We start from the raw sequence: 25,381 nt of genomic DNA, 5'->3' as shown, positions 1-25,381 counted from the left end.
GCGGCGATGGAAGCGATCCAGCCGGACCTCGCCATCGGCACGACGCCCGTGGTGCAGAAAGCCAAGGAGCTGGGCATTCCCGGTCTCTACTTCACCAATCTGATTTCCGCGCGGCCCCTGATGGGGGTTGCCGGGGCAGGGTCGCTGGCCGAGGTCATTAACGCGGCCATCGGCAACAAGGACCGGATGGCGCATATGAAGGAATTCTTCGAAGGCGTGGGTTACGACGACACCGCCGGCGTTTGGGAAGGCGATCCGAACCTGCGCCCCGACTTCCGCGCCCAGCACCAGAAGAAACTCGACAAGCAAGCAAGGGCGGCGAAGGCCGCGCAGATGATCTGATGCGGGTTCATACTCATAAACGCGCGGACCACCGCTGCCGCGCCCCCGTACAGGAGGGCGCGCCGTGCTAGTCACCGATCATGATCGCGCGGGCGGCTACTGGGGGGCGGTTTACGCCTTTTGCGCCGTCAAGGGATTGCAGGTGGTGATCGATGGCCCCGTGGGCTGCGAGAACCTGCCGGTGACCTCCGTGCTGCATTACACCGACGCGCTGCCGCCGCATGAGCTGCCCATCGTGGTCACCGGTCTGGGTGAAGGCGAAATGGGGGCTGGCACCGAAGAGAACATGAAACGGGCCTGGGAGACACTGGATCCGGCCCTGCCGGCGGTCGTCGTGACCGGGTCGATTGCCGAGATGATCGGCGGCGGGGTGACCCCGCAAGGCACAAACATTCAAAGATTCCTGCCCCGCACCATTGATGAAGATCAGTGGGAGGCGGCGGATCGGGCAATGACCTGGATCTTTACCGAGTTCGGTATGACCAAGGGTCGGATGCCGCCCGAAAAGAAGCGCGAGGAAGGTGCGCGTCCTCGCGTGAATATCCTCGGTCCGATGTATGGCACGTTCAACATGCCATCCGATCTGGCCGAGATCCGCAGGCTGGTCGAAGGGATCGGCTGCGAGGTCAACATGGTGCTGCCCTTGGGCGCGCATGTGGCCGAAATGAGAGATCTGGTAAATGCGGATGTGAATATCTGCATGTACCGCGAGTTCGGGCGCGGGTTGAGCGAGCTTCTTGCCAAGCCGTATCTACAAGCCCCGATAGGGATCGAGAGCACGACCAAGTTCCTGCGCGCACTGGGGGACCTGGTGGGCCTCGATCCCGAACCTTTTATCACGCGAGAGAAACATTCCACGATCAAACCGGTCTGGGATCTCTGGCGCTCCGTCACGCAGGATTTCTTTGCCACCGCGAGCTTTGCGATTGTGGCGAATGAGACCTATTCCCGTGGAATCCGGTTGTTCCTGGAGGATGATCTGGGATTGCCCTGTGCCTTCGCGGTTGCGCGGACGGCGGGCAAGAAGACCAACAACGAAGAGGTCCGTGCCCTGATGGGGCAAAAGCGGCCCCTGATCGTGATGGGATCGATCAACGAAAAGATGTATCTGGCCGAGCTCAAGGGCGGTCATGGACCAAGCCCCGCCTTTATCCCCGCCAGTTTCCCCGGGGCTGCGATCCGCCGGCATACCGGCACACCCTTCATGGGCTATGCGGGGGCGACCTATCTGGTGCAGGAGATCTGCAACGGGCTTTTCGACGCGCTGTTCCACATCCTGCCGCTTGGCACCGACATGGATGCCACGGACGCAACGCTCACCCCGCTGCGGCGCGACTTTCCGTGGGATGCGGATGCGCAGGCGCTGCTCGACAAGATCGTCGAGACCCATCCCATACTGACACGTATTTCGGCTGCCAAGACCTTGCGCGACGCAGCAGAGAAAGCGGCCCTTGCCGCAGGAGACGAACGCGTGGTGCTCGACACCGTGCGGGCGCTGGACCCGGCGTCAGCCGGACTTGATCTGGAGGATCGAACATGAGTGACATGACAACTGACTTCGCCCCCGACGAGGCGGCAGAAACCCCCCACCATCCGGTGAAACGCAAAGGTCAGACGGAGTTCATGATCTATTTCGTCATCATCTTTCTGGCGACCCTGCCGCTGGCGACCCTGACCTGGGCAATCCAGGCGTTCAAGACCCGCAGTTTTACCAACAAGGGGCCCATGGCCCGCGCCTGGACACAGGCCCGCATCATCACGCCGATGATCTTTTCGGCCTACTGAACGGATGAACGACCTCGCACATAAAACGGCTGGCAAGGCCCGGTGTGCGCCCCGAATTCTCGACTGTCGTGCGCCTGTCGAGGCAAGAGACTGGATACCCGGCAACGGGTAAACAGAGCCCCGAGGGGGGAGGCCCCCAAAGGACCCGGCCGCGGGGTGCGCGGCGTCAGCATAACGTTCCGGAGGAATTTTTATGGCTGATAATACCGACCTGTCCTTTACAGGTCTCACAGACGAACAGGCGCAAGAACTGCACTCTGTCTACATGAGCGGCCTGTGGCTGTTCTCGGCAGTTGCTGTGGTCGCTCACTTGGCGACCTTTATCTGGCGTCCGTGGTTCTAAGGAGAGATAGACATGGCAAAGTTCTATAAGATCTGGCTCATTTTCGACCCCCGTCGCGTTTTCGTGGCGCAGGGCGTGTTCCTCTTCCTTCTCGCTGCGATGATCCACCTGGTGGTTCTGAGCAGTGGCCTGAACTGGTTCGAAATGGCAGCAGCCGCTGGAGGTCAGTGACACGCAGGCGTGCCCGACGGCGCGCTTTCGAAAACTGATGTTCAGAAAGACATATGCTGCGGGCGGAATTCATGTGCGCCCCCGCCCGCGGCGAACTTCGAAATGATAATACGACGGCCTCCGCCTTGGACGCATGTCGACAAAGATGCCGAACGTGATGCGTGTTGGCCTTTGTCGTCCCTTATCCGCAACAGGCGCGCCGCACACGCGGAGAGACAAGAAGATGGCTTTGCTCAGCTTCGAAAGAAAATATCGCGTCCGCGGAGGGACGCTGATCGGGGGCGATCTGTTCGACTTCTGGGTGGGGCCTTTCTACGTGGGCTTCTTCGGGGTCACGACCGCCTTTTTTTCATTGCTCGGGACGATCCTGATTTTCTGGGGGGCCTCCCAGCAGGGAACCTTTAACCCCTGGCTTATCAACATCGCGCCGCCTGACCTGAGTTACGGTCTGGGCATGGCCCCGCTGCTGGAAGGCGGGCTTTGGCAGATCATCACATTCTGCGCCACCGGGGCGTTCATCTCCTGGGCGCTGCGCGAGGTCGAGATCTGCCGCAAACTGGGCATGGGCTACCATGTTCCCTTTGGATTTGCGGCAGCGATCATCGCCTATATGACGCTGGTGATCTTTCGCCCGCTGTTGATGGGTGCCTGGGGGCACGGGTTCCCCTACGGAATTTTCAGCCACCTCGACTGGGTGAGCAACACCGGCTACGCCTATCTGCACTTCCACTACAATCCGGCCCACATGCTGGCGGTGACGCTGTTCTTCACCACCACGCTGGCGCTGGCGCTGCATGGCGGTCTGATCCTGTCGGCGGCCAATCCTGAAAAGGGCGAAGAGGCCAAGACACCGGATCACGAGGACACGTTCTTTCGCGACTTCATCGGTTATTCGGTGGGCACCTTGGGCATTCACCGTCTGGGCTACCTGCTGGCGATCAACGCAGGGCTCTGGTCGGCGATCTGCATCATCATCTCCGGCCCGGTCTGGACGGCGGGTTGGCCTGAATGGTGGAACTGGTGGCTCGATATGCCAATCTGGGGTGAACCCATCGCAGTAGGAGGGATGTAATCATGATGTATCCTGAATATCAGAATATCTTTACGCAGGTGCAGGTCCGGGGTGCTCCCGAATGGGGCATGGACGATGCGGGCAACAACATGGCCGAAGAGCGGGTCGGCAAACCCTTCTTCAGCTCGCTGGCGGGCCTCTTCGGCAACGGCCAGATCGGGCCCTACTACTTCGGCTGGACGTCGATGGTGGCTTTTGGCACCGGGCTCGCGTGGTTCTTCATCGTGGGCTTCAACATGCTGGCGCAGGTCGGCTGGTCGATCCCGCAGTTCATCCGGCAGCTGTTCTGGCTGGCGCTTGAGCCGCCGTCCCCCGAATACGGGCTGACCATGCCGCCGCTGAACGATGGCGGGTGGTACATCATCGCCAGTTTCTTCCTGCTGGTCTCGGTGATGACATGGCTCTTGCGGGCCTATCTGCTGGCCGAACAGCACAAGATGGGCAAACATATCTTCTGGGGCTTTGCGGCTGCGGTCTGGCTCTTTCTGGTGCTGGGTCTCTTCCGTCCGATCCTGATGGGATCCTGGTCGGAGGCGGTGCCCTACGGCATCTTCCCGCACCTCGACTGGACAACAGCGTTTTCGATCCGCTACGGCAACCTCTACTACAACCCGTTCCACTGTCTCTCGATCGTGTTCCTTTATGGCTCGGTGCTGCTCTTCTGCATGCACGGCGGCACCATTCTGGCGGTCACCCGTTACGGCGGCGACCGCGAGCTGGAGCAGATCTATGACCGCGGCACGGCCACGGAACGCGCGGCGCTCTTCTGGCGCTGGACCATGGGGTTCAACGCCACGATGGAAGGTATCCACCGCTGGGCCTGGTGGTTCGCGGTGCTGACACCGATCACCGGGGGCATCGGCATCCTGCTGACCGGCACAGTGGTCGACAACTGGTTCATCTGGGCGCAGGAGCACAATTTCGCGCCGATGTATGACGGCTCCTACGGATATGCCGACTACGGCTCCTATGAGACCTTTATCGGGAAGGAGGACTGATCATGCTGCCCAAGTGGTTCAACAAATGGAACGAGGATAACCCGACCAACATCTTTGGTCCGGCGATCCTGGTGGGGGTTCTGGGGGGCGCGGTCTTTGTTGCGGTGATGGTGATAAGCTGGGGCAACCCGGTCGCACAGGCCTCGCTGCAGACCGGTCCGCGTGGCACGGGCATGTCGGTGCCCGAGTTCAACGTCACGCGGTTCGCGCCGGATCCCACGATCGAGGCCTACTACACCGAAGAACCCTTCATCCCCGAGGGGGGTGAGCCTCTGGCCCGTGACATCTACGACAACGTGCAGGTGCTGGGGGATCTGACCGAAGACAACTTCAATCGGGTCATGACGGCCATCACACAGTGGGTCTCTCCCGAACAGGGCTGTGCCTATTGTCACGGGGATGGTGATCTGGACACTTATGGCGAGGACAACCTCTATACCAAGGTTGTGTCGCGTCGCATGATCCAGATGACCCAGAACATCAACGAGAACTGGGATGCCCACGTCAACGCCAATCAGGAGGTCGGCGTGAACTGCTTTACCTGCCACCGCGGCCTGAATGTCCCGTCGGATATCTGGTTCAACATCACGCCGGTGACCGAAGCGACCGAAGGCTGGCCCTCCGTCCAGAATCGGGCGACGTCCGTCAGCCAGGCCACCTCGCTGCCCTCCAACGCACTTGAGGTCTATCTGACCGACTACGAGGCGGTGAACGTGCACGATCTGGAAAGCCGGGTTGCCGGGGTGCCCAACGATGAGGAAGTGGCCTCGATCCAGAAGACCGAGATGACCTATTCGCTGATGAACTATTTCTCCAACAGCCTCGGGGTGAATTGCGTGTTCTGTCACAACAGCCGCGCCTTCTATGCCCCGGAGGAGAATACGCCACAATGGGCAACCGCGCTGCTGGGGCGTCAGATGGTGATCGAGATGAACCAGGAATACCTGATCCCGCTTGAGGCTGAATATCCGCCCGAGCGTCTGGGGCCGGTGTTTGCAGATGCGCCAAAAGCAGCCTGCAAGACCTGTCACAAAGGCTATCAGCAACCCATGCAAGGCATGAATGCCATTGCCGATTGGCCCGAGCTCGCGACCAGCGACGCGCCAGTCTACGAATAGGAGGCTGGGCGGCACTCTAGGCCGCCCCCACCTAGGCCAGGCACGGACCATTGGCTTCCTTGGTCCGGGCACGGGGTCTCAACACCCCGGTTCCCTTCCTGTTGGCTACAGGAACTCGGGGTCGCTGCGGGATCAAACCCGCCGCGACCCCTTTTTAGTCCCGGTGGCGGGACAGAGGCTTTGGCAAGAGGCCCCCGGCCACCGCTCTGACATAGGAGATGTGCGCGATGACCCATTCAAACACCCCGACCCTCGACCGTGTTGCCGGCCCTGCCGATCTGCGCAGCATGACGGATCCGGAGCTCAAGGACGTCGCCGACGAACTGCGGGCAGAAGTCATCGGGGCGGTCAGCCGGACCGGTGGGCATCTGGGGTCCAGCCTTGGGGTGGTCGAGTTGAGCGTGGCCATTCACGCCGTCTTTGACACGCCGCGCGACAAGCTGGTCTGGGATGTGGGCCACCAATGCTATCCGCACAAGATCCTCACCGGGCGGCGCGACCGGATGCACACGTTGCGGCAGGGCGGAGGCCTCAGTGGTTTTACCAAACGCAGCGAATCCGTTTACGACCCCTTTGGCGCGGCGCATTCCAGCACCTCGATTTCTGCGGCCCTCGGTTTCACCGTCGGGCGCGATATGGGCCAGCCGACCGGCGATGCCGTTGCCGTCATCGGGGATGGGTCGATCAGTGCCGGCATGGCGTATGAGGCGCTCAATAACGCAGGCCATGAGGGCCGGCGGCTCTTTGTGATCCTGAATGACAATGAGATGAGCATCGCACCGCCCGTGGGCGCGATGTCCTCCTATCTCTCCAGCCTCTCGGACCTCAGCCGCGTCGGGCCCTTTGGCGGGCTGGTTGCGATGGCCGAAGGGATGGAGAAATTCGCCCCCAAACCGGTGCGCGATGGCGCCCGCCGCGCGCGCGAGATGGTCACCGGGCTGGAAAGCCGGGGCACCTTCTTTGAAGAGCTGGGTTTTGACTACATCGGGCCGATTGACGGCCATGACATCAACCAGTTGCTCAGCGTGTTGCGCGGGGCCAAGGCGCGGGCTACGGGGCCGGTGCTGATCCATTGCTGCACGGTCAAGGGCAAGGGCTATGCGCCCGCCGAAGGGTCCACCGACAAATACCACGGTGTCAGTAAATTCGATGTGGGCACCGGGGTGCAGGCCAAGGCGAAGGCCAACGCGCCCTCCTACACGGCGGTCTTCGGCGATGCGTTGACCGAAGCCGCAGCCCGTGACCCCAGCATCGTCGCAGTGACGGCGGCGATGCCAAGCGGGACAGGGGTGGACCGGATGGCCAAGCGCTTCCCCGCCCGCGTCTTTGACGTGGGCATTGCCGAGCAACATGGCGTGACCTTTGCCGCCGGGATGGCGGCATCGGGGCTCAAACCCTTCTGTGCGATCTATTCGACCTTCCTGCAGCGGGGCTACGATCAGGTGGTGCATGATGTGGCCCTGCAAGGGTTGCCGGTGCGCTTTGCCATCGACCGGGCGGGTCTGGTCGGGGCTGATGGTGCGACCCATGCGGGCGCTTTCGACATCGGCTACCTTGGCGCGCTGCCGGGCATGGTCGTCATGGCCGCGGCGGACGAAGCCGAGCTGATGCATATGGTCGCCACCGCTGCGGCGCATGACACCGGGCCGATTGCTTTTCGCTATCCGCGTGGCAATGGCACCGGCGTGAGCCTGCCCGCCCAGGGCGAGGTGCTGGAGATCGGCAAGGGCCGGATGATCCGGCAGGGCAGCGGCGCGGTGGCGCTCTTGTCTCTCGGCACGCTGCTTGGCGATTGCGCGGCGGCGGCCACCAGCCTGGCCGCCGAAGGGGTTGACGTGACGGTCGCGGATGCACGTTTCGCCAAACCGCTCGACATGGACCTGATTGCCAGGCTGGTGCAGACCCACACCGCCCTCATCACGGTGGAGCAGGGAGCCGAAGGCGGGTTTGGCGCGATGGTCTTGCAGGCCATGGCGCGCGAAGGTCTGCTGGACCACGGCTGCAAGCTCCGCACGATGTGCCTGCCGGATCGCTTCATCGATCAGGCCTCGCCTGCAGAGATGTATCGGGCCGCGGGTCTGGATACCGCAGGCATCATTGAGACGGTCAACAAGGTGCTGGGCCGCGACGCAAAGATCGTCGATCTGAAGAGCGCGCGCAGTTAGCGGTCCTGAAGCTCACGCCAGCAGGGCAAGAGATCGCCCGGTGCCGGTGTCGCCTCAAAGACCGCGCGGGCGATGGCGCGGCTCAGACAGAGGGCGGCGGCATGGCCAATCGCGCTCAACTCCCCAAGGGGATCGCCAAGCGGACGCGCCCCGGTGGCGGCGGCAAACACCAGATCACCATCCATTGGCGTATGGGCCGGCACAATGGCGCGGGCCAACCCGTCATGGGCGGCGACCGCCACCCGCGCGCATTGCGCTTTGTCCAGCGCCGCATCCGTGGCCACGATGGCAATTGTGGTGTTGGCGTGTTCCGTCATGGCCTGCATCTTGCGGTTCTCCAGCCTGCGCCCCAAACCACTGGCCGTATCAGGCCCCCGACCACCGTATTCCGCCCCGATCTCGAAGGGGGCGGCATAGAAATGTCCCTCGCCCGGTGTGGTCACAGCACCCACCGGGTTGGCCGCAACCAGAGCGCCGACGGTGATGCCATTCTCCAACACCAGTGACGCAGACCCCAGCCCGCCTTTGAGCGTTGCGGTCGTGGCCCCGGTGCCTGCGCCGACGGACCCCAGATCGAACCGGTTCGAGGCGGCGTCCAGAGCCGTGCGGCCCAGGGCGGGGTAGGGGTTTTGGGCCCAATCCTTGGCGCCGCCGTTGAGAAGATCAAAGAGGATCGCCCCGGGCACAATCGGCACGCGGACGGGCCCGACGGCAAAGCCGCGGCCCTGGGCGCGCAGGCCGTCGACCACGCCGCCGCAGGCCTCCAGTCCGAAGGCAGAGCCGCCCGACAGCACCAGCGCGTCAACCTGCGCCACCGACTTGTCCGGCGCGAGCAACGCTGTCTCGCGGGTACCGGGCGCGCCTCCCATCACATGCACCGACGCGGTAAAGGGCGCCTCTGCGGTCAGCACCGTCACCCCGGATTTGAGCGCTGCGTCCTGCGCGTTGCCGACCCTGAGGCCGGGCACATCGGTGATGCTGTTGCGCACGCCGGGCTGCATCAGCGGCACGCCAGTTCAAAACGACGGGTGGGGCAGGGGCGCATCACGCTCAGATCCGGGGTTTTGGCGCGGCGGTGGCCGGATCACCGGTATTCGGCACCCCCTTGGGTTCGATCAGCAGCACGTGGCACTCCACCTCCGCGCGGGGCCTGTGGGTCACGCCCCGGGGCACCACAAAGAGCTCGCCCGCTTTGACCGGGTGCGCGCTGCCCTCAAGGTCCATGACCATCTCGCCTTGCAGCACCAGAAAGAAATCATCCGTGTCTTCGTGCAGGTGGAACGGGAACGCCCCCTGAAAACGAACCACCATGACGTCATTGTCGTTATAGTCCGCAACCACATGCGGGTCCCAGTGGCGGGTGACCTGTGCGAGCTTTTCGGCAAGGTTGACCGGGGTCATATGCAGCGGCCTCCGTCAACTTCCATGGCAACGCCGGTGATCATTGACGCTTCGTCAGAGCAGAGATAGCAGGCCGCGTTGCCCATGTCTTCAGGTGTCGAAAACCGGCCCAAGGGGATGGTGGCGAGGAATTTCGCGCGCATCTCGGGGGTGTCTTCGCCCATGAAGGATTTCAGCAGGGGGGTTTCTCCGGCCACGGGATTCAGCGCGTTCACGCGTATCCCCTGCGGGGCGAGCTCCACCGCCATGGCCTTTGTCGCTGTGATCATCCAGCCCTTGGAGGCATTGTACCAGTTCAGCCGCGGGCGCGGCGAGACACCGGCGGTCGAGGCCACGTTGAGGATCACACCAACGCCGCGCTCTTTCATCTGCGGGACGATGGCTTTGGCAGTCAGAAAGACGGACTTGGCATTCACCGCCAGAACCCGGTCAAAATCCTCTTCGGTGACGTCCTCCAGCGGGGTCGGCAGGTGGGTCACCCCGGCATTGTTGACCAGGATATCGATGTGACCCCAGAGGGCGCGTGCCGCCTCTGCCATCTCCGCCACCGACGCGGCCCTGGCCACATCGGCGTCCTGTGCGACAGCGTTCGGGCCAAGGTCCTGAGCCATATGCCGGGCAGCGGTGCCATTGATATCGGCAATCATCACGCGGCAGCCTTCGTGCACGAATTTCCGCGCGATACCCGCGCCGAAGCCGGAGGCCCCGCCGGTGATAATCGCTGTCTTTCCCTTCAGTCGCATGGGCCTCCTCAGAGCTGGTATTTCAGAACCACCCGGTCGTGCCCGTCGCTTTGCGGCGTCGCAGGGGCGTCCCGGTGATGCACAAATCCTTCGCGGTGCCAGAACTTGAGCGCGCGCGGATTGGCGGTGAGTACCGCCAGCTTCAGCATGTTGATCCCGCGCGCCGTCGCCCGCCGCTTTATCTTTTCGACAACCCTATGCCCAATCCGTTGCCCGCGAAAGGCCGGATCGATCAGCATCAGCCCGATCCACCAGTCATCCGGGTATTCATAGCCTTCCGCGATACAGATCATGCCAACCATCGCCGGACCTTCCATGACGCCGAAGTGCAAAAGACATTCGGGGCCGAGGTCCGGTGGCGTGGCGGTAAAGAAATCCCGGATATAGGCGTCATCCGGGATATGTCCGACTTCCAATGTCACATAGTCCGCCGCCCGCCGCGCCAGATCGAGCGCGTCTATGCTGTGCTCGGCTTGGGTCAGTGTACTCAGGATGATATCATCCTTCATGGGACATGCCTTTCGTGGCCGTCAGCGCGGGCAGGCGTGGCGCTGCCGCAAGGAGGGTTCTGGTGTAAGAATGTTGCGGATTGGTAAAGACCTCTTCCGTCGCCCCTTCTTCCACGATCCGGCCCGCCTGCATGACCAGCACCCGGTCGGTGACAGAGCGCACGACGGTCAGATCATGGGAGATAAAGAGGTAGGTGAGCGTATGCCTGCGACAAAGCTCGGCCAGAAGGTCAAGGATCTGGGCCCGTACGGAGACATCAAGCGCGGAGACGGCCTCGTCAAAGATGATGAGCTCCGGCTCGATGATAAGCGCGCGGGCAATGGCGATCCGCTGGCGCTGCCCGCCTGAAAACTCGTGAATATAGCGCTGCGCATCGGCGGGCGTCAGATCCACGTCGATCAGGGCTTTTGCAATCGCCTGATCGCGCTTTGCTCCGGTGGGCGGGGTGCGCAGCAGATGGAAGGGCTCGGCAATCAGCCGCCCCACGGTGTGTCGGGGGTTGAAGCTGCCGAAAGGGTCCTGAAACACCACCTGCATCCGCCGGCGCGCCAGACGGCTTGAGGCGGCATCCTGAAACAGCGGCGCCCCCTCCAGCGTGATCTGGCCCCCCTGCAAGGGCTCAAGGCCCAACAGCGCGCGGGTCAGGGTCGATTTGCCACAGCCGCTTTCTCCGACAAGGCCCAGACGTTCACCGCGGGCAAGGGTAAAGCTGACGTCTCTGACCGCTTCGAAAACACCGGGTTTTTCAAACAGACGCCGCCGGGGCAGCCGGTAGGCGCGGCGCAGGTTGCGCGCCTCGAGTAGAGGTTTGGGCGCAGGTGGTCGGGGCAGGTCCACCTGATGTGCCGAGGCCTCAAAGAGCATCCGCGTGTAGGGATGCTGCATCCGGTGCAAAAGCTGCCCGGTCGGTGCGCTCTCGACCACTTTGCCGCGCCGCATGACGGCGATGTGGTCTGCCAGCTGTGCCACGACAGCAAGGTCATGGGTGATGAGGATCAGTGCCATGTTGTCCTCGCGCGCCAGAGCCACCAGCAGATCGAGAATTTTCGCCTGCGTGGTCACATCCAGCGCTGTCGTCGGTTCATCCGCGATCAGCAACCGGGGCTTGAGTGCAATGGCGATCGCGATCACCACCCGCTGGCGCTGCCCGCCCGAGAGCTCATGCGGATAGCGCTCCGGCGGGAACCGGTCGGGCGGCAGGCCCACGCGGGTCAGTGTCTCTGCCGCCTGCGCGCGGGCCTCGGTGGCATTTGTCTTCGTATGCAGGCGGATCGTTTCGGCCACCTGTGCGCCGATGGTCTGCACCGGGTTCAGCGCGGTCATGGGTTCCTGAAAGACCATGCCGATGTCGCGGCCCCGCAGGGCGCAAAGGGCGCTCTCGGACAGGCGGGTCAGCTCCTTTGTGCCGAGATGGATGCGCCCTTGGGTGACAGCACCGGGGGGCAGCAATTGCATCGTGGCAAGAGCTGTCATGGATTTGCCCGAGCCGCTCTCGCCGGTGAGGGCCAGCACCTCGCCTGCCGCGACCTGAAGGGACAGATCGCGCAGCACCGGCCGGCCGTGAATGGCAACGGAGAGATGGTCGATTTTCAGCAGCGTCATGCGAGCCGTCTCCGCAACCGGGGGTCGAGCGCATCGCGAAGCCCGTCGCCCAGCAGGTTCAGGCCCAGCACGATAAGGATGATCGCCACGCCCGGCACCACGGCCAGATGCGGCGCCAGGGTCACCAGGGTCTGGGCATCGGCCAGCATGCGGCCCAGCGAAGGGGTCGGCGGCTGCACACCAAGGCCTACGAAGGAAAGCGCCGCCTCCACCTGAATGCCCAGGGCGAACTGGATGGTGCTCTGCACGATCAGCAGGTTCATCACATTGGGCAGGATATGTTCGACCGAGATCCGCTGCGCGTGTTTCCCGGCGACGCGGGCCGCGAGGATGAACTCCCGCTCCCACAGGGGCAGGGCGGCCCCGCGGGTCACGCGGGCAAAGACGGGAATGTTGAAAAGGCCAAAGGCGATGATGGCGTTGACGGCGGAAGGGCCAAAAACCGCGGTGATCAGGATGGCCATCACCAGCAGCGGAAAGGCAAAGATGATGTCATTGCCGCGCATGATGGTTTCGTCCAGCCAACTGCCCTTGCGGGCGGCGGCTGCGAGGCCCAGTGGCACCCCGAGGCAGAGCCCGATGACAAGCGCCACCAGTGCCACGGCGATCGAGGTGCGTGTGCCCACCATGACCATGCTGAGGATGTCGCGGCCCAGGTGATCCGTGCCCAGCAGATGGGTGCCGCCCGGCGTCTGTAGCTTGCCCGGAATGTCGAGCAGCGTGTGATCGTGGGGTGTCCACACCAGCGACAGCAGGGCCATCGCGACAAAGCCCGCAGAGAGGCAGGCACCAAGGATCAGCGGGCGGCTCATGTGCGGTTCCTCAGGCGCGGATCAACGGCGGCATAGGCGAGATCCACGAGGAAGTTGATGAGGATGACACCAAAGACAATCAGCATCACCACGCTTTCCACAACGATCAGGTCACGGGCCGAGATGGACTGAAAGATCAGCCGCCCCAGCCCCGGTAGGTAAAAGACCTGTTCGATGATGATCGTGCCGGCGAACAGGAACGAGAATTGCAGCCCTACGATGGTCAGCACCGGGATCATGGCATTGCGCAGCCCGTGCCGCCAGAGGGTCTGGCGGGCGGAGAGACCCTTGGCCCTTGCGGTGCGCATGAAATCCTCACCCAGCACCTCGAGCAGCGCCGAGCGCATGACCCGCGTGAGGATCGCTGCCTGCGGCAGGGCCAGCGCAATGGCGGGCAGGGTCAGCGCCTGAACGCAGGCCCAGAACCCCTGCTCCCAGCCCGGAAAGCCGCCAGCGGGAAACCAGCGCCAGTGGATCGCAAAGACCAGCACCAGCATCATCGCGAACCAGAAATTCGGAATCGCCACGCCCATCTGTGTGGCCCCGAGCACGCCCAGATCGCCCGCCTGGCCCCGGCGCGACGCGGCATAAAGCCCGGCGGGAAGTGCGATCAGAACCGACAGCACCAGCGCATAAAGCGCCAGCGGGATCGACACGCCGATGCGGTCCGCGACCATCTCCGTCACCGGTGTGCGGTAGGTATAAGAGGTGCCGAAATCCCCTGTCAGCATGCCGCCGACCCAGGCAAAATAGCGCCCGACCTTGGAGGCATCGAGACCTAGTTCAGCGCGTAGTGCCGCCAGCGTCTCGGGCTGGGCATTGATCCCCAGCATGAAGGACGCAGGATCACCCGGTACGATCTCGATCACCGTAAAGATCACCAGAGAGGCGACCAACAGGCTAAGGATCAGGGACCCGGTGCGTTTGAGGATATAGCGCTGCATTGCCATTACGTTAGGCGGGGGTCTGGCCGGGGTCCAGAGGGGTTGTTCGTACAAGCGGATGCGTTAGGTCAGGCCCATGAGCAAGCCGCGCCTGATCGGAGCAGAAATCTTTCGCCATTCCAGTTATGGTCGTTGGCACCCGTTGCGGGTGCCGCGTGTGTCGACCGTGATGGACCTGTCCCGCGCCCTGGGCTGGTTGCCGCCCGAGCAGTTCATCATCGCCCCGCGCGCCAAGCCCAAGGCGCTGCATGTCTGGCACACGCCCGCGTACATCGCATCGCTGCAACGGGTGGAGGCGACACAGGAGGCCACAGCGCAGGACCGTGCCCGGCACGATCTGGGTTCGGTGACCAATCCGGTTTACCCGGAGATTTTCAGGCGCCCCGCCACGGCGGCGGGCGGCTCGCTGCTGGCGGGGGAATTGCTGCGCGACGGCGGGATCATCTACAACCCGCCCGGCGGAACACACCACGGCATGCCGGATCGCGCCAACGGGTTTTGCTATCTCAATGACCCGGTGCTGGCGATGCTGAGCCTGCGCCGCAGCGGGGTGCGCCGAATCGCCTATGTGGATATTGATGCGCATCACTGCGACGGGGTGGCGGAGGGCTTTCATGGTGATCCCGACTGTCTGATGATCTCTGTGCATGAAGAAGGGCTCTGGCCGCGCACCGGGCTGCTGGACGACGATGCCGGCGGCTCGGCACTCAACCTGCCGGTGCCGCGCGGGCTGAACGATGACGAGATGGCCTATATCCGCGATGCGCTGATCGTGCCGCAGGTCGAGACCTTTCGCCCGGATGCGGTGGTACTGCTCTGCGGCGCAGACGGGGTCGAGGAAGACCCGCTGGCCCATCTGTCGCTGAGCAACAACGCCCACTGGGCGGTGACCCGGGCGCTGATGGGGCTGGCCCGGCGATTCCTGGTGTTGGGGGGTGGGGGGTATAACCCCTGGTCGGTCGGCAGGCTTTGGACGGGTGTCTGGGCAACCCTGAACGGCCATGAGATCCCCGACCGCCTGCCACCCGAGGCCGAAGCCGTGCTGCGTGCGCTGCGGTTCGACGGCAACCGGCGCGGCAAGAACCCGCCAGAGCATTGGTTCACAACATTGCAGGACGCAGCACGTGGCGGACCCATCCGCGCCGAGATCACAGATCGCGTGTGGCGCTTGTCGCAGCGCGCATCACGCAAGGGCTGATAGACGCCTATCAAGCCGCAAAAAAGACAAAGCGGCTGGATCAGGATCCAACCGCCAGATGTCTTTCAGGGTGTGACTTGAAGGCAGTTTCAGACAGGCATGTTATCGAACATGTCGTCCAGTACTTCGTCTTTCAGGGTGTTGTTAATCGTCCGAAGCCTGTTCGGGACGGTGTATCCTTGCATGGCGAGTGTTGTTACAACCCTGTCGACTTGCGGCTGTAGACGGATACGCTCTGCATGAGATGCGTTTTCCACCTTGGCTTCTAGTTGTGATGCTTGAAGTTCCAGGTCAGTCATGTGCTTCTCTCCCCTATGTCAGGTTACCCTATCGATCGGGCGCGCAGGTAACCGGTCACGCAATCCACATATAGGCACAGTCTTGCTGCGCTACATTGATCTGTGACAAACTGTAACACAAAGGACCCCTGACTTCACGCTATAGTTGCGAAAAATCGCACATTTCAAGGGCAAATGATTAAAAAGACCGCACCCGTATGGTGGCTGCTTTGGAATACCCCTGACATCCCAAGGACAAAGCCAAGCACTGCGCTCTTTTTTGCCGATGCAGCATTTCTGTCAGTCGGTCCATCGAACGGCGGTCAGGTCCGTGGCCTGCGTCGGGGCATTGACCCAGAGACCTTCGAGCCCGGCTTTCGCCACCGACAATTGCGCAAGTTGAAAGAGGTAGCCGTTCACGTAGTCCTCCGCGATCATGCGCTGCGCCTGTTGCATCAGGTTCTGCCGCTCATCCGGGTCGGTGGTGCCGTTCAGAGTTTCGATCACGGTCTGGAAATCGGGATTGTCGTACTGAAAGTAATACGCCGGGTTGGCATAGATCCCGATGTCCATCGGCTCGGTGTGGCTGACGATGGTCAGGCCGAAATCCTTGCCGCGAAACACCGACTCCAGCCATTGCGCCCATTCGACGTTGATGATCTGCGCCCGGATCCCCACCTGCGCCAGCTGTGCCGCGATGATCTCGCCTCCCCGGCGCGCGTAGGAGGGCGGCGGCAGATAGAGGTTCGTCTCAAACCCCTCCGCCAGCCCGGCATCCGCCAGCAGACCGCGGGCTTTTTCGGGATCATAGGCGGACTGCCCGGTCAGATCGACATAGGCCGGGTGGTGCGGCGCGAAATGCGTCCCGATGGGGGTGCCGTAGCCGAACATCGCGCCGTCGATGAGGGCCTGACGGTCAATGGCGTGGGTCAAAGCCTGACGCACCAGTACATTGTCAAACGGCGGGCGTTTGTTGTTGATGCTCAGGATCGTCTCGCCCTCCGTCGAGCCGACCAGAACCTGAAAGCGCGGGTCTGCCTCGAACTGGGGCAGGTTTTCGGGCGCGGGGTAGGCGTAGAAGTAATCGACATCCTCCGCCATCACCGAGGCAAAGGCCGCCGTGGGGTCGGAGATGAACTTGAAGGTCGCCGCCTCCAGCGCCGCCGGCGTGCCCCAATAGCTGTCGTTGCGCACCAGTTCGATCCGGTCCGATTGCACCCATTCCACGAATTTGAACGCGCCGGTGCCGATGGGTCGCTGTTTGATGCCCTCGATGCTTTCGGGGGCCACGATCACCGCATCGCCCCAGGCCAGGTTGAAGAGCATGTTGCCATTGGGCGCGCTCAGCGTCAGGCGCACGGTCAGCGGGTCGATCACCTCAACCGCGTCAATGCCGGTGTAAAGCGCCTTTTGCGCGTTTGCGCTGTCGTCGGCCAGAATGCGGTCGAGCGAGAATTTCACATCCTCGGCGTCCATGGCCGTGCCGTCGTGAAAGGTCACACCGTCCCGCAGCGTGAAGGTATAGGTCAGCCCGTCGTCCGAGATTTCCCAGGCGGCAGCCAGACCGGGCACGATGGTACCGTCGGCGGCAAACCGGGTCAGCCCCTCGAAGACGTTGGAATAAAGCACCGTATCAATGGCGCCCGCTGCCGCAGATGTCGGGTCAAGGTGCGGCGGCTCAAGCTGAACGGCCACGGTGATATCGGTTTGCGCCGTGGCGGCGGTGGCAAGGGCAGCAAAAGCGGTGGCAAGAAACGTGCGGTTGAGCGTTGGCATGAAAAGGTCCCCGTTGTGCGGCTGACGTCAGTGTCCTTACAAACGGCGCGTCAATCAATAGGCGCGACCCGCTTTGCCGTGGATTTTTGCATCTCGCCTTGCTATCCACTCAGATAACCAGAGTGGGAGAGTGCGGATGAGTGCGACCGCCAGAAAGACAGCCCCCCTGCCTGTCGATATCAAGGCCCGCAAGGGGGGTGAGCCTCTTGTGAGCCTCACGGCCTATACGACGCCCATGGCGCAGATGATGGATGCCCATTGCGATTTTGTCCTGGTGGGCGACAGCGTGGGGATGGTGCTGCATGGCTTGCCGTCGACGCTGGAGGTCACCCTGGAGATGATGATCCTGCATGGCCGTGCCGTGTCGCGGGGGCTGAGCCGTGCGATGATGGTGATCGACATGCCCTTTGGCAGCTATGAGCAGAGCCCCGAGCAAGCCTTTGAGAGTGCCGCGCGCCTGATTCGGGAAACAGGGGCCGGGGCGGTCAAGCTCGAAGGCGGTCGGCCTATGGCCGGGACGATTGATTTTCTGGTCAAACGCGGCATTCCGGTGATGGCGCATATCGGGCTGACACCGCAATCGATCAATACGCTGGGCGGCTACCGCGTGCAGGGGCGCGGGGCAGAGGCGGACACCCTGATGCAGGATGCGCAGGCCGTCGCCGAGGCAGGGGCCTTTGCGGTTGTGCTTGAGAAGGTGCCGCAGGGCTTGTCGGACCGGATCACCGCCACGATCGATATCCCGACCATCGGCATCGGGGCCTCGCCCGGCTGTGACGGGCAAATCCTTGTGGTTGATGACATGCTGGGGCTGTTCACGGCCTTCAAGGCCAAATTCGTGAAACGTTATGCGGAGTTGGGTGCTGCGGGCGAGGCCGCGATTGCAGCCTACGCCGCCGATGTGCGCGCGCGGCGGTTTCCCGGACCGGAACATGTCTTTTCGGACACGCCCCCCGAGGTCAAAGCCGCGCAATGATCCCGCCGATTGTTCGAACATTGCCCGCGCTGCGCAAGGCCACGCGGAACTGGCACGCGCAAGGCGACACCATCGGCGTCGTCCCAACCATGGGCGCGTTGCATGACGGGCATCTGAGTCTTGTCGCCGCGGCGAAAGCGGCCTGCGACCGGGTGATTGTTACGATCTTCGTAAACCCCAAGCAGTTCAACCAGGCCGCCGATCTGGCTGCCTATCCGCGCACCGAAGAGGCGGATGCGCGCAAGCTGGAGCGCTTTGCCGTGGATGCGGTCTATGCCCCGGATATAACGCAAATCTATCCGGAGGGCTTTGCCACCAACGTTTCTGTGACCGGCATGACGGATGTGCTCTGTGGGGCGCACCGGCCCGGTCACTTTGACGGGGTGGCCACGGTTGTGACCAAGCTTTTCACCCAGACCTCCGCCGACAAGGCCTTCTTTGGCGAGAAGGATTTTCAGCAATTAATGGTGGTGCAGCGCATGGCGCGGGATCTGGATTTACCGGTCGATGTCATCGGGTGCCCGACCATTCGCGAGGAAGACGGGCTGGCGATGTCCTCGCGCAACCTGCTGCTGTCGGACCGCGCGCGGGTCAAAGCACAGCACTTGTCCGAAGTGATGACCGAGGTCGCAGGCCAGTTGGCGCAGGGCGTTCCTTTTGCCAATGTACAAGCAGACGCTGTCACCAAACTCGATCTCGCCGGTTTCACCAGCGTAGACTACTTCGAATTGCGCGCCTGCACAGACCTGAAACTATTAGACCAACCAACAGAACCCGCCCGTCTTTTTGCCGCAGCGTGGCTTGCAGGTGTGCGGTTGATTGACAACATCGATGTACCGGTTGCGCGGTGACCGATGTGTTAGAAATGTCCGCTGAGTGGGACGACCCTGCCGTTGGCTATCGGAACCGCACCCGCTATGCTTCGCTTTGAAGCCACATGACAGCGAGTTTTGGTTGAAGAAGATCATCATCACTGGTGCAAATGGTGTAGGGAAAAGCCACTTCGGGGCCAAGTTGGCTTTGGTCCGACCAGAGATTCCTGTGATTTCCTTTGATGCAATCAAGCTCCGGACCGACTGGCAGCAGCGACCTCGCCCGGAAATAGATGCTGCTTTGGCAAGAGAGCTTGAGAAGGAAGCGTGGATACTCGAAGGTGGTCCAAGCCTTTTATCTCAAGCCGTTGGAAAGGCTGATGCGCTCGTTTGGCTGGATCCGCCTGAACATATCAGGGCCTGGCAGCTCGCAAAGCGCCCTTGGAAATATCTTGGAGAAACGAGGCCAGAACTACCAGCCGGCAATGTCGATTGGCCTTGGCAGCAGTACAAATTCGCTCTTCGCAGTCTCAGGAACAGATCGAAATTCCGCACATATATATCAGAAGTGTACTGTCGCGCAGATGGGCTTCAAAAATGGCGATGTCGCAACGAAAAAGACCGTATCGCGGTCGTCACCAAGTGGGCCAAAACGCCAGTCTGAAAGATGCCGAAGGTCAATGCGGTCCTTCGCCCTATGGTGCGGACACGTCTGCCTGTTCAATACTCAGCAGCAATGTCTCAAGGGCCGCACCCATGACCTGCGCGCTGTCGATCATATCGTCCACGCCCACATATTCGTCGGGCTTGTGGGCAAGCTCCAGAATGCCAGGCCCGTAGGCAATACAGTTTTTCAGCTTGCCGATCCGGTCAATGTGTTTCTGGTCATAGGTCCCGGGGGAAGCAACGTATTCGGGCGGCCTGCCGATGACCTTTTCGATCGCCTCGGCCACCGTGCGCACAACCGGGGCATCCCGATCCGTCATCGATGGCAGCACCGCATTGATCTCTGTGAGCGTATAGTCGAAATCGGGCCGCGTCGTTTTCAGCGCTTCCAGCAAATCGGTCACCTCGGCACGGACCTGTTCAAGCGGCTCTTCCATTAGGAAGCGGCGGTCGATCACGATCCGACAGCTGTCCGGCACGCAATGGGCCGGCAGCCCGTCGAAATCGGCCGGCTGTTCGGCCTGCCCGCCGTGGATCGAGTTGATGTTCATCGTGGACTGGCGCGCACCATACGGCACCACTGGCATATCCGTGTGCCGCGTGGCCATGGCCGGGTATAGCTTGTCTTCGAACGCCTCCAGCACCGCGCCCATATGGCGTATCGCGCAGTCGCCCAGAAACGGCATGGAGCCATGGGCAATCTCGCCGTGGGTCTCGATCTCTGCCCACCATCCGCCGCGATGGCCCAGACAGATGCGGTCCTTGTTCAAGGGTTCCGGGATGATGACGTGCTGCACGCGGGCGGGGTCGAAATATCCCCGCTCCGCCAGATAGGCGACCCCGCCGTAGCCGCCCGATTCCTCATCCGCCGTGCCGGAGATTTCAATCGCCCCTGCATAGTCGGGGTGGGTGTGGATAAAGGCTTCCACCGCGATGATCGAGGCTGCGAGCCCGCCTTTCATGTCGCAGGCCCCGCGCCCGTAGATTCTGCCGCCCTCCAGCGTGCCGCCGAAGGGGTCATGGGTCCAGCCCTGACCGACCTCGACCACATCCGTGTGGCTGTTGAAATGCACGCAGGGGCCTTTGCTGGCACCCTCGTGACGGGCCACCACGTTCCACCGGGGGTATGTGTCACTGTCGCCCGGCGTGCCTGTCGCCCGGATCAATTCAACTGCGAACCCGTGCCGTTTCAGCCGGGTCGCGAGGAACTCGCAAATCTGGCGGTAGTGCTCCCCGGGCGGATTGAGGGTCGGGATGCGAATCAGGTCCTGGGTCAACGCGATCAGCTCGTCCCGTCTGGCAGCGATGGTGTCTGAGAGCTTTGCGGTCATGCCCGAACCTTGGCACGCGGGCAGGAAATGGCAAGCGAAATGCAGCGGCTCCGTCTAGGATGCGGGGGCGGCGATCTGTTTCATCGCGGCAAGCAGGGCCGCAACCTCTTCAAGGGTGTTATAATGGCAGATCGACACCCGCACCGCAGCGGTGAGGCCAAGCGGCGTCAGGATATTGCCGGAGTAGTGATCCGCCTTGCGAATGTGAGTCCGAATGCCGTGGGCGTTCAGCTTTGCAACGATCTCTGCGGCGGGAATATGGTCCAGGGCAAAGCAGACCAGCCCCTCGCGCATCAGGTTGTCCACGCCGCCCAAAATCGTGACACCGGGCAGTTCCGCCAGCCCGGGCAGATTGCCGGTACCTTTCAGCATTGCGGCGGTGAGCGTCTTTTCATGGGCGTGGATCACGGCCCCTGCGGCCTCGATGCGTTGACGCGGGTCTTGAGTGTCGGCATGCCTGCTCCCGAGCCAATCGAAGTAACGGACCACATCCGAGAAGGTGGCGTAGGCACCGGTGTCCCGCGTCCCCATTTCCCAGTTCGTGGCGGGGCCGTCGATCAACTGCTCCAGCGGCAGGCCGTTCATCCGGTCAGAGACCCAGGCGACCCCATAACCGTGGCGCGAGAAGACCTTATAGGGCGAGACGACATATCCGTCGATGTCATAAGAGGCGATGTCGATCCGCCCGTGACTGGCGTGTTGAATGCCGTCAACGATGATGAAAGCCTGCGGGGCCGTGGCGCGAACGGCCGCGCTGATTGCCGCCACATCATTGGCAATGCCGGTCACCGGCGATGTGTGCAGGATCGTGGCCACCTGCACGTCGGGGTGCATGTGCTGGGCATAGGCCTTGGCAGAGACGGCACCGGTGGCATTGTCATGCGGCACGCAGATATAGGGTTTGCCCGTGTGCTCCGCCCAGTGCTGCGCGGCAGATCGCGACGCGGGGTGTTCCACCGTGGAGCCGATGATGCGACCCGCAGAGGTGCCCATCGCGGCTGCGCGGATCAGGCGGAAGGTCAGCTCCGTGCCGCTTTCCCCGACAAAGAACTGCCCGCCTTTGGGATTGAAAAAGCAGGCCATATCCGACTTTGCGCGTTTGATGATCTGACCGAGCGCTTGCGCGGCAGGGTTATCGCGGCCCTGGTTGTCCGGCAGGGCTGCGAATTTCGCCGATGTCTCGACCACCGAGGTGAGCGTCAACGCACCGCCCGCGTTCTCAAAAAAGACGCGCGGCCCCTGAAACGGGCAGCTTTCCACATGGGCAAACCGGCTGCGGATGTCCTGCATCATCTCTGGCGCAAAGGCTGTCATTGTCATGTCCTCTTGGCAAAAGTCCAAAGCCTCAGTGCGCGGGAAACTTCCCTTCGTCAAGTGAGCTGGGGGCCAAGGCTGCCGCGCGATCACATGCGCATATGACGGGCTTTGTGTGTTGCCCGTTACGCGGTAGAATAGCGTCAAGCGGGCCCATGCCCCAGAGCCGCTGCGAGGGAACCGCAACGACAGCCAAAGCGTTAAGAAAAGATCACAAGCACAACTGTAGGAGACCGGACCATGTTGGAAGTTGCAGGAATAGGCGGATTTATTCTGCTGGTGCTGAACATCTGGGCGATTGTATCCGTTTTCGGGTCGCGCGCCGGCACGGGGGCCAAGGTCCTGTGGATCGTGCTCATCCTTGTCATGCCGCTGATTGGCTTTATCATTTGGGTGTTGGCTGGACCAAGGGCAGCAAAGGCATCCGCATAGATGACAGCAAAAAGCGCCTTTCCCCTTTACCGCGATGCGGTCACGGCGGCCTTCGGACAGATCGGTCGTAACAACCTTTCTCTGATCTCGGCGGGTGTTGCGTTTTTCTCCATGCTGTCGCTCTTTCCCGCGCTCGCGGCGTTGATCGCGGTCCTCAGCCTGATCGCGGACCCGGCAGTGGTCGTCGTCCAGCTTGAAGAGATGCGCGGGCTGATGCCGGATGATGTCTACGACATCCTGAACGCCCAGATCGTCGGTCTGGTCAGCACCAGTTCTGATACACTGGGTTGGGCTGGGTTGATCTCACTAATGCTGGCGCTGTGGTCCGCACGCGCCGGCGTGGGGGCGATGATGCATGGGCTCAACGAGGTCTACGGCACCGACGGGCGGGCCACCTGGCGGCACTACCTGCGGGCGATCCTGCTGACCGTCAGCCTGGTGGCTGTGGGTATTGTCGCCCTGCTCACCGTTGTTGTGGTGCCGATCCTGCTGGCCTTCTTGGCACTTGGCGCTTTTGCAAGTGTCATCATCGATCTGCTGCGCTGGATGATCGCGATTGCGGTTATCTTTGCCGGCATCGGGATGCTGTACCGCTTTGGCCCGAACCGCCGACCGGAAAAGACCCGGCTCGTGACCGTCGGATCGGTGTTTTCAGCCGTCGCCTGGGCAATCGTGTCGATCAGCTTTTCGTTCTACGTCACACATTTTGCGAACTACAACGAAGTGTACGGCTCGATCGGCGCGGTGATTGCGATGCTGGTCTGGCTCTGGATCAGCAGTTTTCTGGTACTCTTCGGGGCCGCGCTGAACGCCGAGCTGGAGGCCCGCAGTGCCAAAATGCGCGCTCTGCACCAAGACCCCGCCGAGAGCATGGAGAATGAAAAGACGATGCCGGTCCGGGACACCATCATTTTGCCCCCAACCAGTTAAGCCTTGCCGCGCGTTCGGGGTCGCCTGCGGGCTTTCAGCTCTTCAATGTTTCGGTGGACGAAAAGAACATCGCCTGACTGACCGCGGAGATCACCTGATCCTCCGCATAAGGCTTTGAGATCAGGAAAGCCGGTTCGTGTTTTTCGCCTGTCAGCAGCCGTTCGGGGAAGGCTGTGATAAAAATAACCGGGCGATCGCCGAGCGCTTCCATCAGATCGTTGACCGCGTCTATTCCAGACGAATTATCCGCCAGCTGAATGTCGGCGAGGATCAGATCGGGCTTGTCCGCTTTCCCCAGGGATACGGCCTCTTCGCGGGTGCGCGCAACGCCCGTGACCCTGTGACCCATATCGGAAATGATGTTTTCAAGGTCCATCGCGATGATCGCCTCATCCTCGATGATCATCACCGAGCCCGAGACCGCATCCGATATCTCGCGGCGCGCAATCTCGACAAGTTCTTCGGCCTCACCCTGATCAATCCCGATGATTTCTGCAATCTTATCAAAGGTGAAGCCTTCAAGCGTATGCAGCAAAAGCGCTTCGCGGCTGTTGTCGGTCAGCTTGCTCATGTGGCGTTGCGCGCGGGCTTTCAATCCGCTTTCGCCTTCGTCGACCGGGGCACCCGCACTGGACCAGATGCGGTAGAGCGCGCGGAAGAGCCCGGTTTTGACATCCACCCCCTCCAGCACCGAACGGTCGATCAGGATGGCTTCGAGGGCTGCCGCGGCAAAGCTGTCTCCGCTGGATTGGCTGCCGGTCATCGCCCGCGCAAAACGGCGCAGATAGGGCAGGTAGGTACCCAGTTGGTCACTCACATCCTGGGTATTTGAAGTATCCGACATAACCGCGTCCTTTTTTTCAGCGTCTTGGGAACCATATAGTGTTCAGTGAGGTTCACTTGCAATCGGGTCTAACACTTTCAACCGCTTCGGGGAATTTTGATCTCAATGGCTCAGTCAGGCGCAGATCGGAAACGGGAAACGATCATTGATGAGAACCTCAAGCGGGTCTATGACGAGGCGGTCGAGCAGGCTGTGCCAGATCGGTTCCGCGTGCTGCTTGAAGCGCTCAAACAGCAAGAGCAGGATCAGGGTTCCTGCAAATGACCTTTTATGATCCCCGCGACGACCTTGTGGATCATCTGCCCGCCCTGAGGGCCTTTGCAATCAGCCTGACCCGTAACGCCGCCACCGCGGACGACATGGTCCAGGATACCATTGTCAAAGCCTGGACCAACATCGAAAAATTCGAGGCCGGCAGCAACCTGCGCGCCTGGCTTTTTACGATCCTGCGCAACACCTATTATTCGCAACGGCGCAAGACAAAACGCGAAGTTGCAGATGTCGACGGCATTCACACCGGGGCCCTGGCGGAGAAACCGGCGCATGACGGGCGGCTGCAACTCGCCGACTTCCGGTCAGCGTTCGGACAATTGACCGATGAACAGCGCGAGGCCTTATTGCTTGTCGGCGCCTCCGGGTTTTCTTATGAAGAGGCGGCCAGGATGTGCGGCGTTGCCGTTGGCACCGTAAAAAGCCGGACAGGACGTGCCCGGCAGCGGCTGGCAGAACTGATGCAACTCGAAGAGGAGGACGCGCTGGAAATGACCGATGACGCGACCCTGTCCGTTCTGACAGCCGGAAGAACCGCATCCGCGTGA

General features: G+C 62.1%; 28 protein-coding genes and 1 pseudogene. 17 read left to right on the top strand and 12 right to left on the bottom strand.

The annotated features are described in order from the left end of the window. The 9 genes and pseudogenes from H7847_RS20855 to dxs form a co-directional block, all read left to right on the top strand. Positions 1-342 (top strand): annotated as a pseudogene (locus tag H7847_RS20855) (chlorophyllide a reductase subunit Y); the annotation flags it as partial. Positions 343-406: 64 nt separating this feature from the next. Next, entirely contained in the window at positions 407-1,882 is a 1,476-nt protein-coding gene (gene bchZ, locus H7847_RS20850; RefSeq protein ID WP_227271420.1) for a chlorophyllide a reductase subunit Z, read from the top strand. Then, entirely contained in the window at positions 1,879-2,127 is a 249-nt protein-coding gene (gene pufQ / locus H7847_RS20845) for a cytochrome PufQ (protein WP_227271419.1), read from the top strand. Before bchZ ends, pufQ begins: the two co-directional genes overlap by 4 nt. A gap of 193 nt (positions 2,128-2,320) precedes the next feature. After that, positions 2,321-2,470 (top strand): light-harvesting antenna LH1, beta subunit, encoded by a 150-nt coding sequence (gene pufB / locus H7847_RS20840; RefSeq protein WP_072778079.1) that lies wholly within the window; start codon positions 2,321-2,323, stop codon positions 2,468-2,470. Positions 2,471-2,482: 12 nt separating this feature from the next. Continuing rightward, positions 2,483-2,641 carry a light-harvesting antenna LH1, alpha subunit gene (pufA, locus tag H7847_RS20835; RefSeq protein ID WP_227271418.1) on the top strand — a complete coding sequence of 53 codons (159 nt, stop codon included), beginning with the start codon at positions 2,483-2,485 and terminating at the stop codon, positions 2,639-2,641. A 223-nt stretch (positions 2,642-2,864) separates the two neighbouring features. Next, positions 2,865-3,713: a photosynthetic reaction center subunit L gene (gene pufL / locus H7847_RS20830; protein WP_227271417.1), complete on the top strand. Its 849-nt coding sequence runs from the start codon at positions 2,865-2,867 to the stop codon at positions 3,711-3,713. A 2-nt stretch (positions 3,714-3,715) separates the two neighbouring features. Next, the gene (gene pufM / locus H7847_RS20825; RefSeq protein ID WP_227271416.1) at positions 3,716-4,711 is read left to right on the top strand and encodes a photosynthetic reaction center subunit M; all 996 of its coding nucleotides are present in this window, start codon (positions 3,716-3,718) and stop codon (positions 4,709-4,711) included. Positions 4,712-4,713: 2 nt separating this feature from the next. Continuing rightward, positions 4,714-5,829: a photosynthetic reaction center cytochrome PufC gene (gene pufC, locus H7847_RS20820; protein ID WP_227271415.1), complete on the top strand. Its 1,116-nt coding sequence runs from the start codon at positions 4,714-4,716 to the stop codon at positions 5,827-5,829. A gap of 227 nt (positions 5,830-6,056) precedes the next feature. After that, the gene (gene dxs, locus H7847_RS20815) at positions 6,057-7,994 is read left to right on the top strand and encodes a 1-deoxy-D-xylulose-5-phosphate synthase (RefSeq protein WP_227271414.1); all 1,938 of its coding nucleotides are present in this window, start codon (positions 6,057-6,059) and stop codon (positions 7,992-7,994) included. On the opposite strand, the gene H7847_RS20810 is transcribed toward dxs, so the two are convergent. The 7 genes from H7847_RS20810 to H7847_RS20780 are packed head-to-tail and all read right to left on the bottom strand — an operon-like array spanning position 7,991 to position 14,006. After that, complete coding sequence (locus tag H7847_RS20810; RefSeq protein ID WP_227271423.1) at positions 7,991-8,995, bottom strand: P1 family peptidase; 1,005 nt, start codon at positions 8,993-8,995, stop codon at positions 7,991-7,993. The genes dxs and H7847_RS20810 overlap by 4 nt on opposite strands. Positions 8,996-9,044: 49 nt before the next feature. After that, on the bottom strand, positions 9,045-9,395 hold the full coding sequence (locus H7847_RS20805; protein ID WP_227271413.1) for a cupin domain-containing protein: 351 nt from the start codon (positions 9,393-9,395) through the stop codon (positions 9,045-9,047). Further along, positions 9,392-10,138, bottom strand: a complete 747-nt coding sequence (locus H7847_RS20800) for an SDR family oxidoreductase (protein ID WP_227271412.1) — start codon at positions 10,136-10,138, stop codon at positions 9,392-9,394. The genes H7847_RS20805 and H7847_RS20800 overlap by 4 nt, the downstream gene beginning before the upstream one ends. 8 nt (positions 10,139-10,146) lie before the next feature. After that, positions 10,147-10,647, bottom strand: a complete 501-nt coding sequence (locus H7847_RS20795; protein WP_227271411.1) for a GNAT family N-acetyltransferase — start codon at positions 10,645-10,647, stop codon at positions 10,147-10,149. Continuing rightward, positions 10,637-12,250 (bottom strand): ABC transporter ATP-binding protein, encoded by a 1,614-nt coding sequence (locus H7847_RS20790; protein WP_227271410.1) that lies wholly within the window; start codon positions 12,248-12,250, stop codon positions 10,637-10,639. The genes H7847_RS20795 and H7847_RS20790 overlap by 11 nt, the downstream gene beginning before the upstream one ends. Then, complete coding sequence (locus H7847_RS20785; protein ID WP_227271409.1) at positions 12,247-13,062, bottom strand: ABC transporter permease; 816 nt, start codon at positions 13,060-13,062, stop codon at positions 12,247-12,249. Before H7847_RS20785 ends, H7847_RS20790 begins: the two co-directional genes overlap by 4 nt. Next, a complete protein-coding gene (locus H7847_RS20780; RefSeq protein WP_227271408.1) occupies positions 13,059-14,006 on the bottom strand; it encodes an ABC transporter permease in 948 nt (315 codons plus the stop codon). The genes H7847_RS20785 and H7847_RS20780 overlap by 4 nt, the downstream gene beginning before the upstream one ends. Before the next feature lie 76 nt (positions 14,007-14,082). On the opposite strand from H7847_RS20780, the gene H7847_RS20775 reads away from it, so the two are divergent. After that, entirely contained in the window at positions 14,083-15,204 is a 1,122-nt protein-coding gene (locus H7847_RS20775) for an acetoin utilization protein AcuC (protein ID WP_227271407.1), read from the top strand. A gap of 89 nt (positions 15,205-15,293) precedes the next feature. On the opposite strand, the gene H7847_RS20770 is transcribed toward H7847_RS20775, so the two are convergent. Next, positions 15,294-15,503, bottom strand: coding sequence for a hypothetical protein (locus H7847_RS20770; protein ID WP_227271406.1), 210 nt, complete (start codon positions 15,501-15,503; stop codon positions 15,294-15,296). Positions 15,504-15,782: 279 nt separating this feature from the next. Further along, positions 15,783-17,258: an ABC transporter substrate-binding protein gene (locus H7847_RS20765; protein WP_227271405.1), complete on the bottom strand. Its 1,476-nt coding sequence runs from the start codon at positions 17,256-17,258 to the stop codon at positions 15,783-15,785. A 136-nt stretch (positions 17,259-17,394) separates the two neighbouring features. Here H7847_RS20765 and panB point away from each other — a divergent pair, with 136 nt between their 5' ends. The 3 genes from panB (at position 17,395) to H7847_RS20750 (ending at position 19,710) form a co-directional block, all read left to right on the top strand. Further along, on the top strand, positions 17,395-18,234 hold the full coding sequence (panB, locus tag H7847_RS20760) for a 3-methyl-2-oxobutanoate hydroxymethyltransferase (RefSeq protein ID WP_227271404.1): 840 nt from the start codon (positions 17,395-17,397) through the stop codon (positions 18,232-18,234). Continuing rightward, positions 18,231-19,085, top strand: coding sequence for a pantoate--beta-alanine ligase (gene panC / locus H7847_RS20755; protein WP_227271403.1), 855 nt, complete (start codon positions 18,231-18,233; stop codon positions 19,083-19,085). The genes panB and panC overlap by 4 nt, the downstream gene beginning before the upstream one ends. Positions 19,086-19,188: 103 nt before the next feature. After that, the gene (locus H7847_RS20750; RefSeq protein ID WP_227271402.1) at positions 19,189-19,710 is read left to right on the top strand and encodes a P-loop NTPase family protein; all 522 of its coding nucleotides are present in this window, start codon (positions 19,189-19,191) and stop codon (positions 19,708-19,710) included. Between the two features lie 31 nt (positions 19,711-19,741). Here the strand turns inward: H7847_RS20750 and H7847_RS20745 are convergent, their stop codons facing one another. Together H7847_RS20745 and H7847_RS20740 are read right to left on the bottom strand one after the other, a co-directional pair. Beyond that, the gene (locus H7847_RS20745; RefSeq protein ID WP_227271401.1) at positions 19,742-21,043 is read right to left on the bottom strand and encodes an acetylornithine deacetylase/succinyl-diaminopimelate desuccinylase family protein; all 1,302 of its coding nucleotides are present in this window, start codon (positions 21,041-21,043) and stop codon (positions 19,742-19,744) included. A gap of 54 nt (positions 21,044-21,097) precedes the next feature. Continuing rightward, positions 21,098-22,357 carry an aminotransferase class V-fold PLP-dependent enzyme gene (locus H7847_RS20740; protein WP_227271400.1) on the bottom strand — a complete coding sequence of 420 codons (1,260 nt, stop codon included), beginning with the start codon at positions 22,355-22,357 and terminating at the stop codon, positions 21,098-21,100. Positions 22,358-22,597: 240 nt separating this feature from the next. On the opposite strand from H7847_RS20740, the gene H7847_RS20735 reads away from it, so the two are divergent. Continuing rightward, entirely contained in the window at positions 22,598-22,789 is a 192-nt protein-coding gene (locus H7847_RS20735; RefSeq protein ID WP_227271399.1) for a PLDc N-terminal domain-containing protein, read from the top strand. Beyond that, complete coding sequence (locus H7847_RS20730; protein ID WP_227271398.1) at positions 22,790-23,719, top strand: YihY/virulence factor BrkB family protein; 930 nt, start codon at positions 22,790-22,792, stop codon at positions 23,717-23,719. Between the two features lie 34 nt (positions 23,720-23,753). Here the strand turns inward: H7847_RS20730 and H7847_RS20725 are convergent, their stop codons facing one another. After that, positions 23,754-24,563, bottom strand: a complete 810-nt coding sequence (locus H7847_RS20725; protein ID WP_227271397.1) for a response regulator — start codon at positions 24,561-24,563, stop codon at positions 23,754-23,756. Between the two features lie 105 nt (positions 24,564-24,668). Here H7847_RS20725 and H7847_RS20720 point away from each other — a divergent pair, with 105 nt between their 5' ends. Continuing rightward, complete coding sequence (locus tag H7847_RS20720; protein ID WP_319799786.1) at positions 24,669-24,827, top strand: NepR family anti-sigma factor; 159 nt, start codon at positions 24,669-24,671, stop codon at positions 24,825-24,827. Continuing rightward, positions 24,824-25,381, top strand: a complete 558-nt coding sequence (locus tag H7847_RS20715; protein WP_227271395.1) for an RNA polymerase sigma factor — start codon at positions 24,824-24,826, stop codon at positions 25,379-25,381. The genes H7847_RS20720 and H7847_RS20715 overlap by 4 nt, the downstream gene beginning before the upstream one ends.

Source organism: Roseobacter weihaiensis, from assembly GCF_020622345.1.
Taxonomy (GTDB): domain Bacteria; phylum Pseudomonadota; class Alphaproteobacteria; order Rhodobacterales; family Rhodobacteraceae; genus Roseobacter; species Roseobacter weihaiensis.
The sequence above is the reverse complement of the archived record's forward strand: the minus strand, read 5'-3'. Positions and strand labels throughout refer to the sequence as shown.

Coding starts and splice junctions, on each gene's coding strand:
- pufQ (WP_227271419.1), top strand. CDS start 1,879: ATGAGTGACATGACAACTGACTTCGCCCCCGACGAGGCGGCAGAAACC.
- pufB (WP_072778079.1), top strand. CDS start 2,321: ATGGCTGATAATACCGACCTGTCCTTTACAGGTCTCACAGACGAACAG.
- pufA (WP_227271418.1), top strand. CDS start 2,483: ATGGCAAAGTTCTATAAGATCTGGCTCATTTTCGACCCCCGTCGCGTT.
- pufL (WP_227271417.1), top strand. CDS start 2,865: ATGGCTTTGCTCAGCTTCGAAAGAAAATATCGCGTCCGCGGAGGGACG.
- pufM (WP_227271416.1), top strand. CDS start 3,716: ATGATGTATCCTGAATATCAGAATATCTTTACGCAGGTGCAGGTCCGG.
- pufC (WP_227271415.1), top strand. CDS start 4,714: ATGCTGCCCAAGTGGTTCAACAAATGGAACGAGGATAACCCGACCAAC.
- dxs (WP_227271414.1), top strand. CDS start 6,057: ATGACCCATTCAAACACCCCGACCCTCGACCGTGTTGCCGGCCCTGCC.
- H7847_RS20810 (WP_227271423.1), bottom strand. CDS start 8,995: ATGCAGCCCGGCGTGCGCAACAGCATCACCGATGTGCCCGGCCTCAGG.
- H7847_RS20805 (WP_227271413.1), bottom strand. CDS start 9,395: ATGACCCCGGTCAACCTTGCCGAAAAGCTCGCACAGGTCACCCGCCAC.
- H7847_RS20800 (WP_227271412.1), bottom strand. CDS start 10,138: ATGCGACTGAAGGGAAAGACAGCGATTATCACCGGCGGGGCCTCCGGC.
- H7847_RS20795 (WP_227271411.1), bottom strand. CDS start 10,647: ATGAAGGATGATATCATCCTGAGTACACTGACCCAAGCCGAGCACAGC.
- H7847_RS20790 (WP_227271410.1), bottom strand. CDS start 12,250: ATGACGCTGCTGAAAATCGACCATCTCTCCGTTGCCATTCACGGCCGG.
- H7847_RS20785 (WP_227271409.1), bottom strand. CDS start 13,062: ATGAGCCGCCCGCTGATCCTTGGTGCCTGCCTCTCTGCGGGCTTTGTC.
- H7847_RS20780 (WP_227271408.1), bottom strand. CDS start 14,006: ATGCAGCGCTATATCCTCAAACGCACCGGGTCCCTGATCCTTAGCCTG.
- H7847_RS20775 (WP_227271407.1), top strand. CDS start 14,083: ATGAGCAAGCCGCGCCTGATCGGAGCAGAAATCTTTCGCCATTCCAGT.
- H7847_RS20770 (WP_227271406.1), bottom strand. CDS start 15,503: ATGACTGACCTGGAACTTCAAGCATCACAACTAGAAGCCAAGGTGGAA.
- H7847_RS20765 (WP_227271405.1), bottom strand. CDS start 17,258: ATGCCAACGCTCAACCGCACGTTTCTTGCCACCGCTTTTGCTGCCCTT.
- panB (WP_227271404.1), top strand. CDS start 17,395: ATGAGTGCGACCGCCAGAAAGACAGCCCCCCTGCCTGTCGATATCAAG.
- panC (WP_227271403.1), top strand. CDS start 18,231: ATGATCCCGCCGATTGTTCGAACATTGCCCGCGCTGCGCAAGGCCACG.
- H7847_RS20745 (WP_227271401.1), bottom strand. CDS start 21,043: ATGACCGCAAAGCTCTCAGACACCATCGCTGCCAGACGGGACGAGCTG.
- H7847_RS20740 (WP_227271400.1), bottom strand. CDS start 22,357: ATGACAGCCTTTGCGCCAGAGATGATGCAGGACATCCGCAGCCGGTTT.
- H7847_RS20735 (WP_227271399.1), top strand. CDS start 22,598: ATGTTGGAAGTTGCAGGAATAGGCGGATTTATTCTGCTGGTGCTGAAC.
- H7847_RS20730 (WP_227271398.1), top strand. CDS start 22,790: ATGACAGCAAAAAGCGCCTTTCCCCTTTACCGCGATGCGGTCACGGCG.
- H7847_RS20725 (WP_227271397.1), bottom strand. CDS start 24,563: ATGTCGGATACTTCAAATACCCAGGATGTGAGTGACCAACTGGGTACC.
- H7847_RS20720 (WP_319799786.1), top strand. CDS start 24,669: ATGGCTCAGTCAGGCGCAGATCGGAAACGGGAAACGATCATTGATGAG.
- H7847_RS20715 (WP_227271395.1), top strand. CDS start 24,824: ATGACCTTTTATGATCCCCGCGACGACCTTGTGGATCATCTGCCCGCC.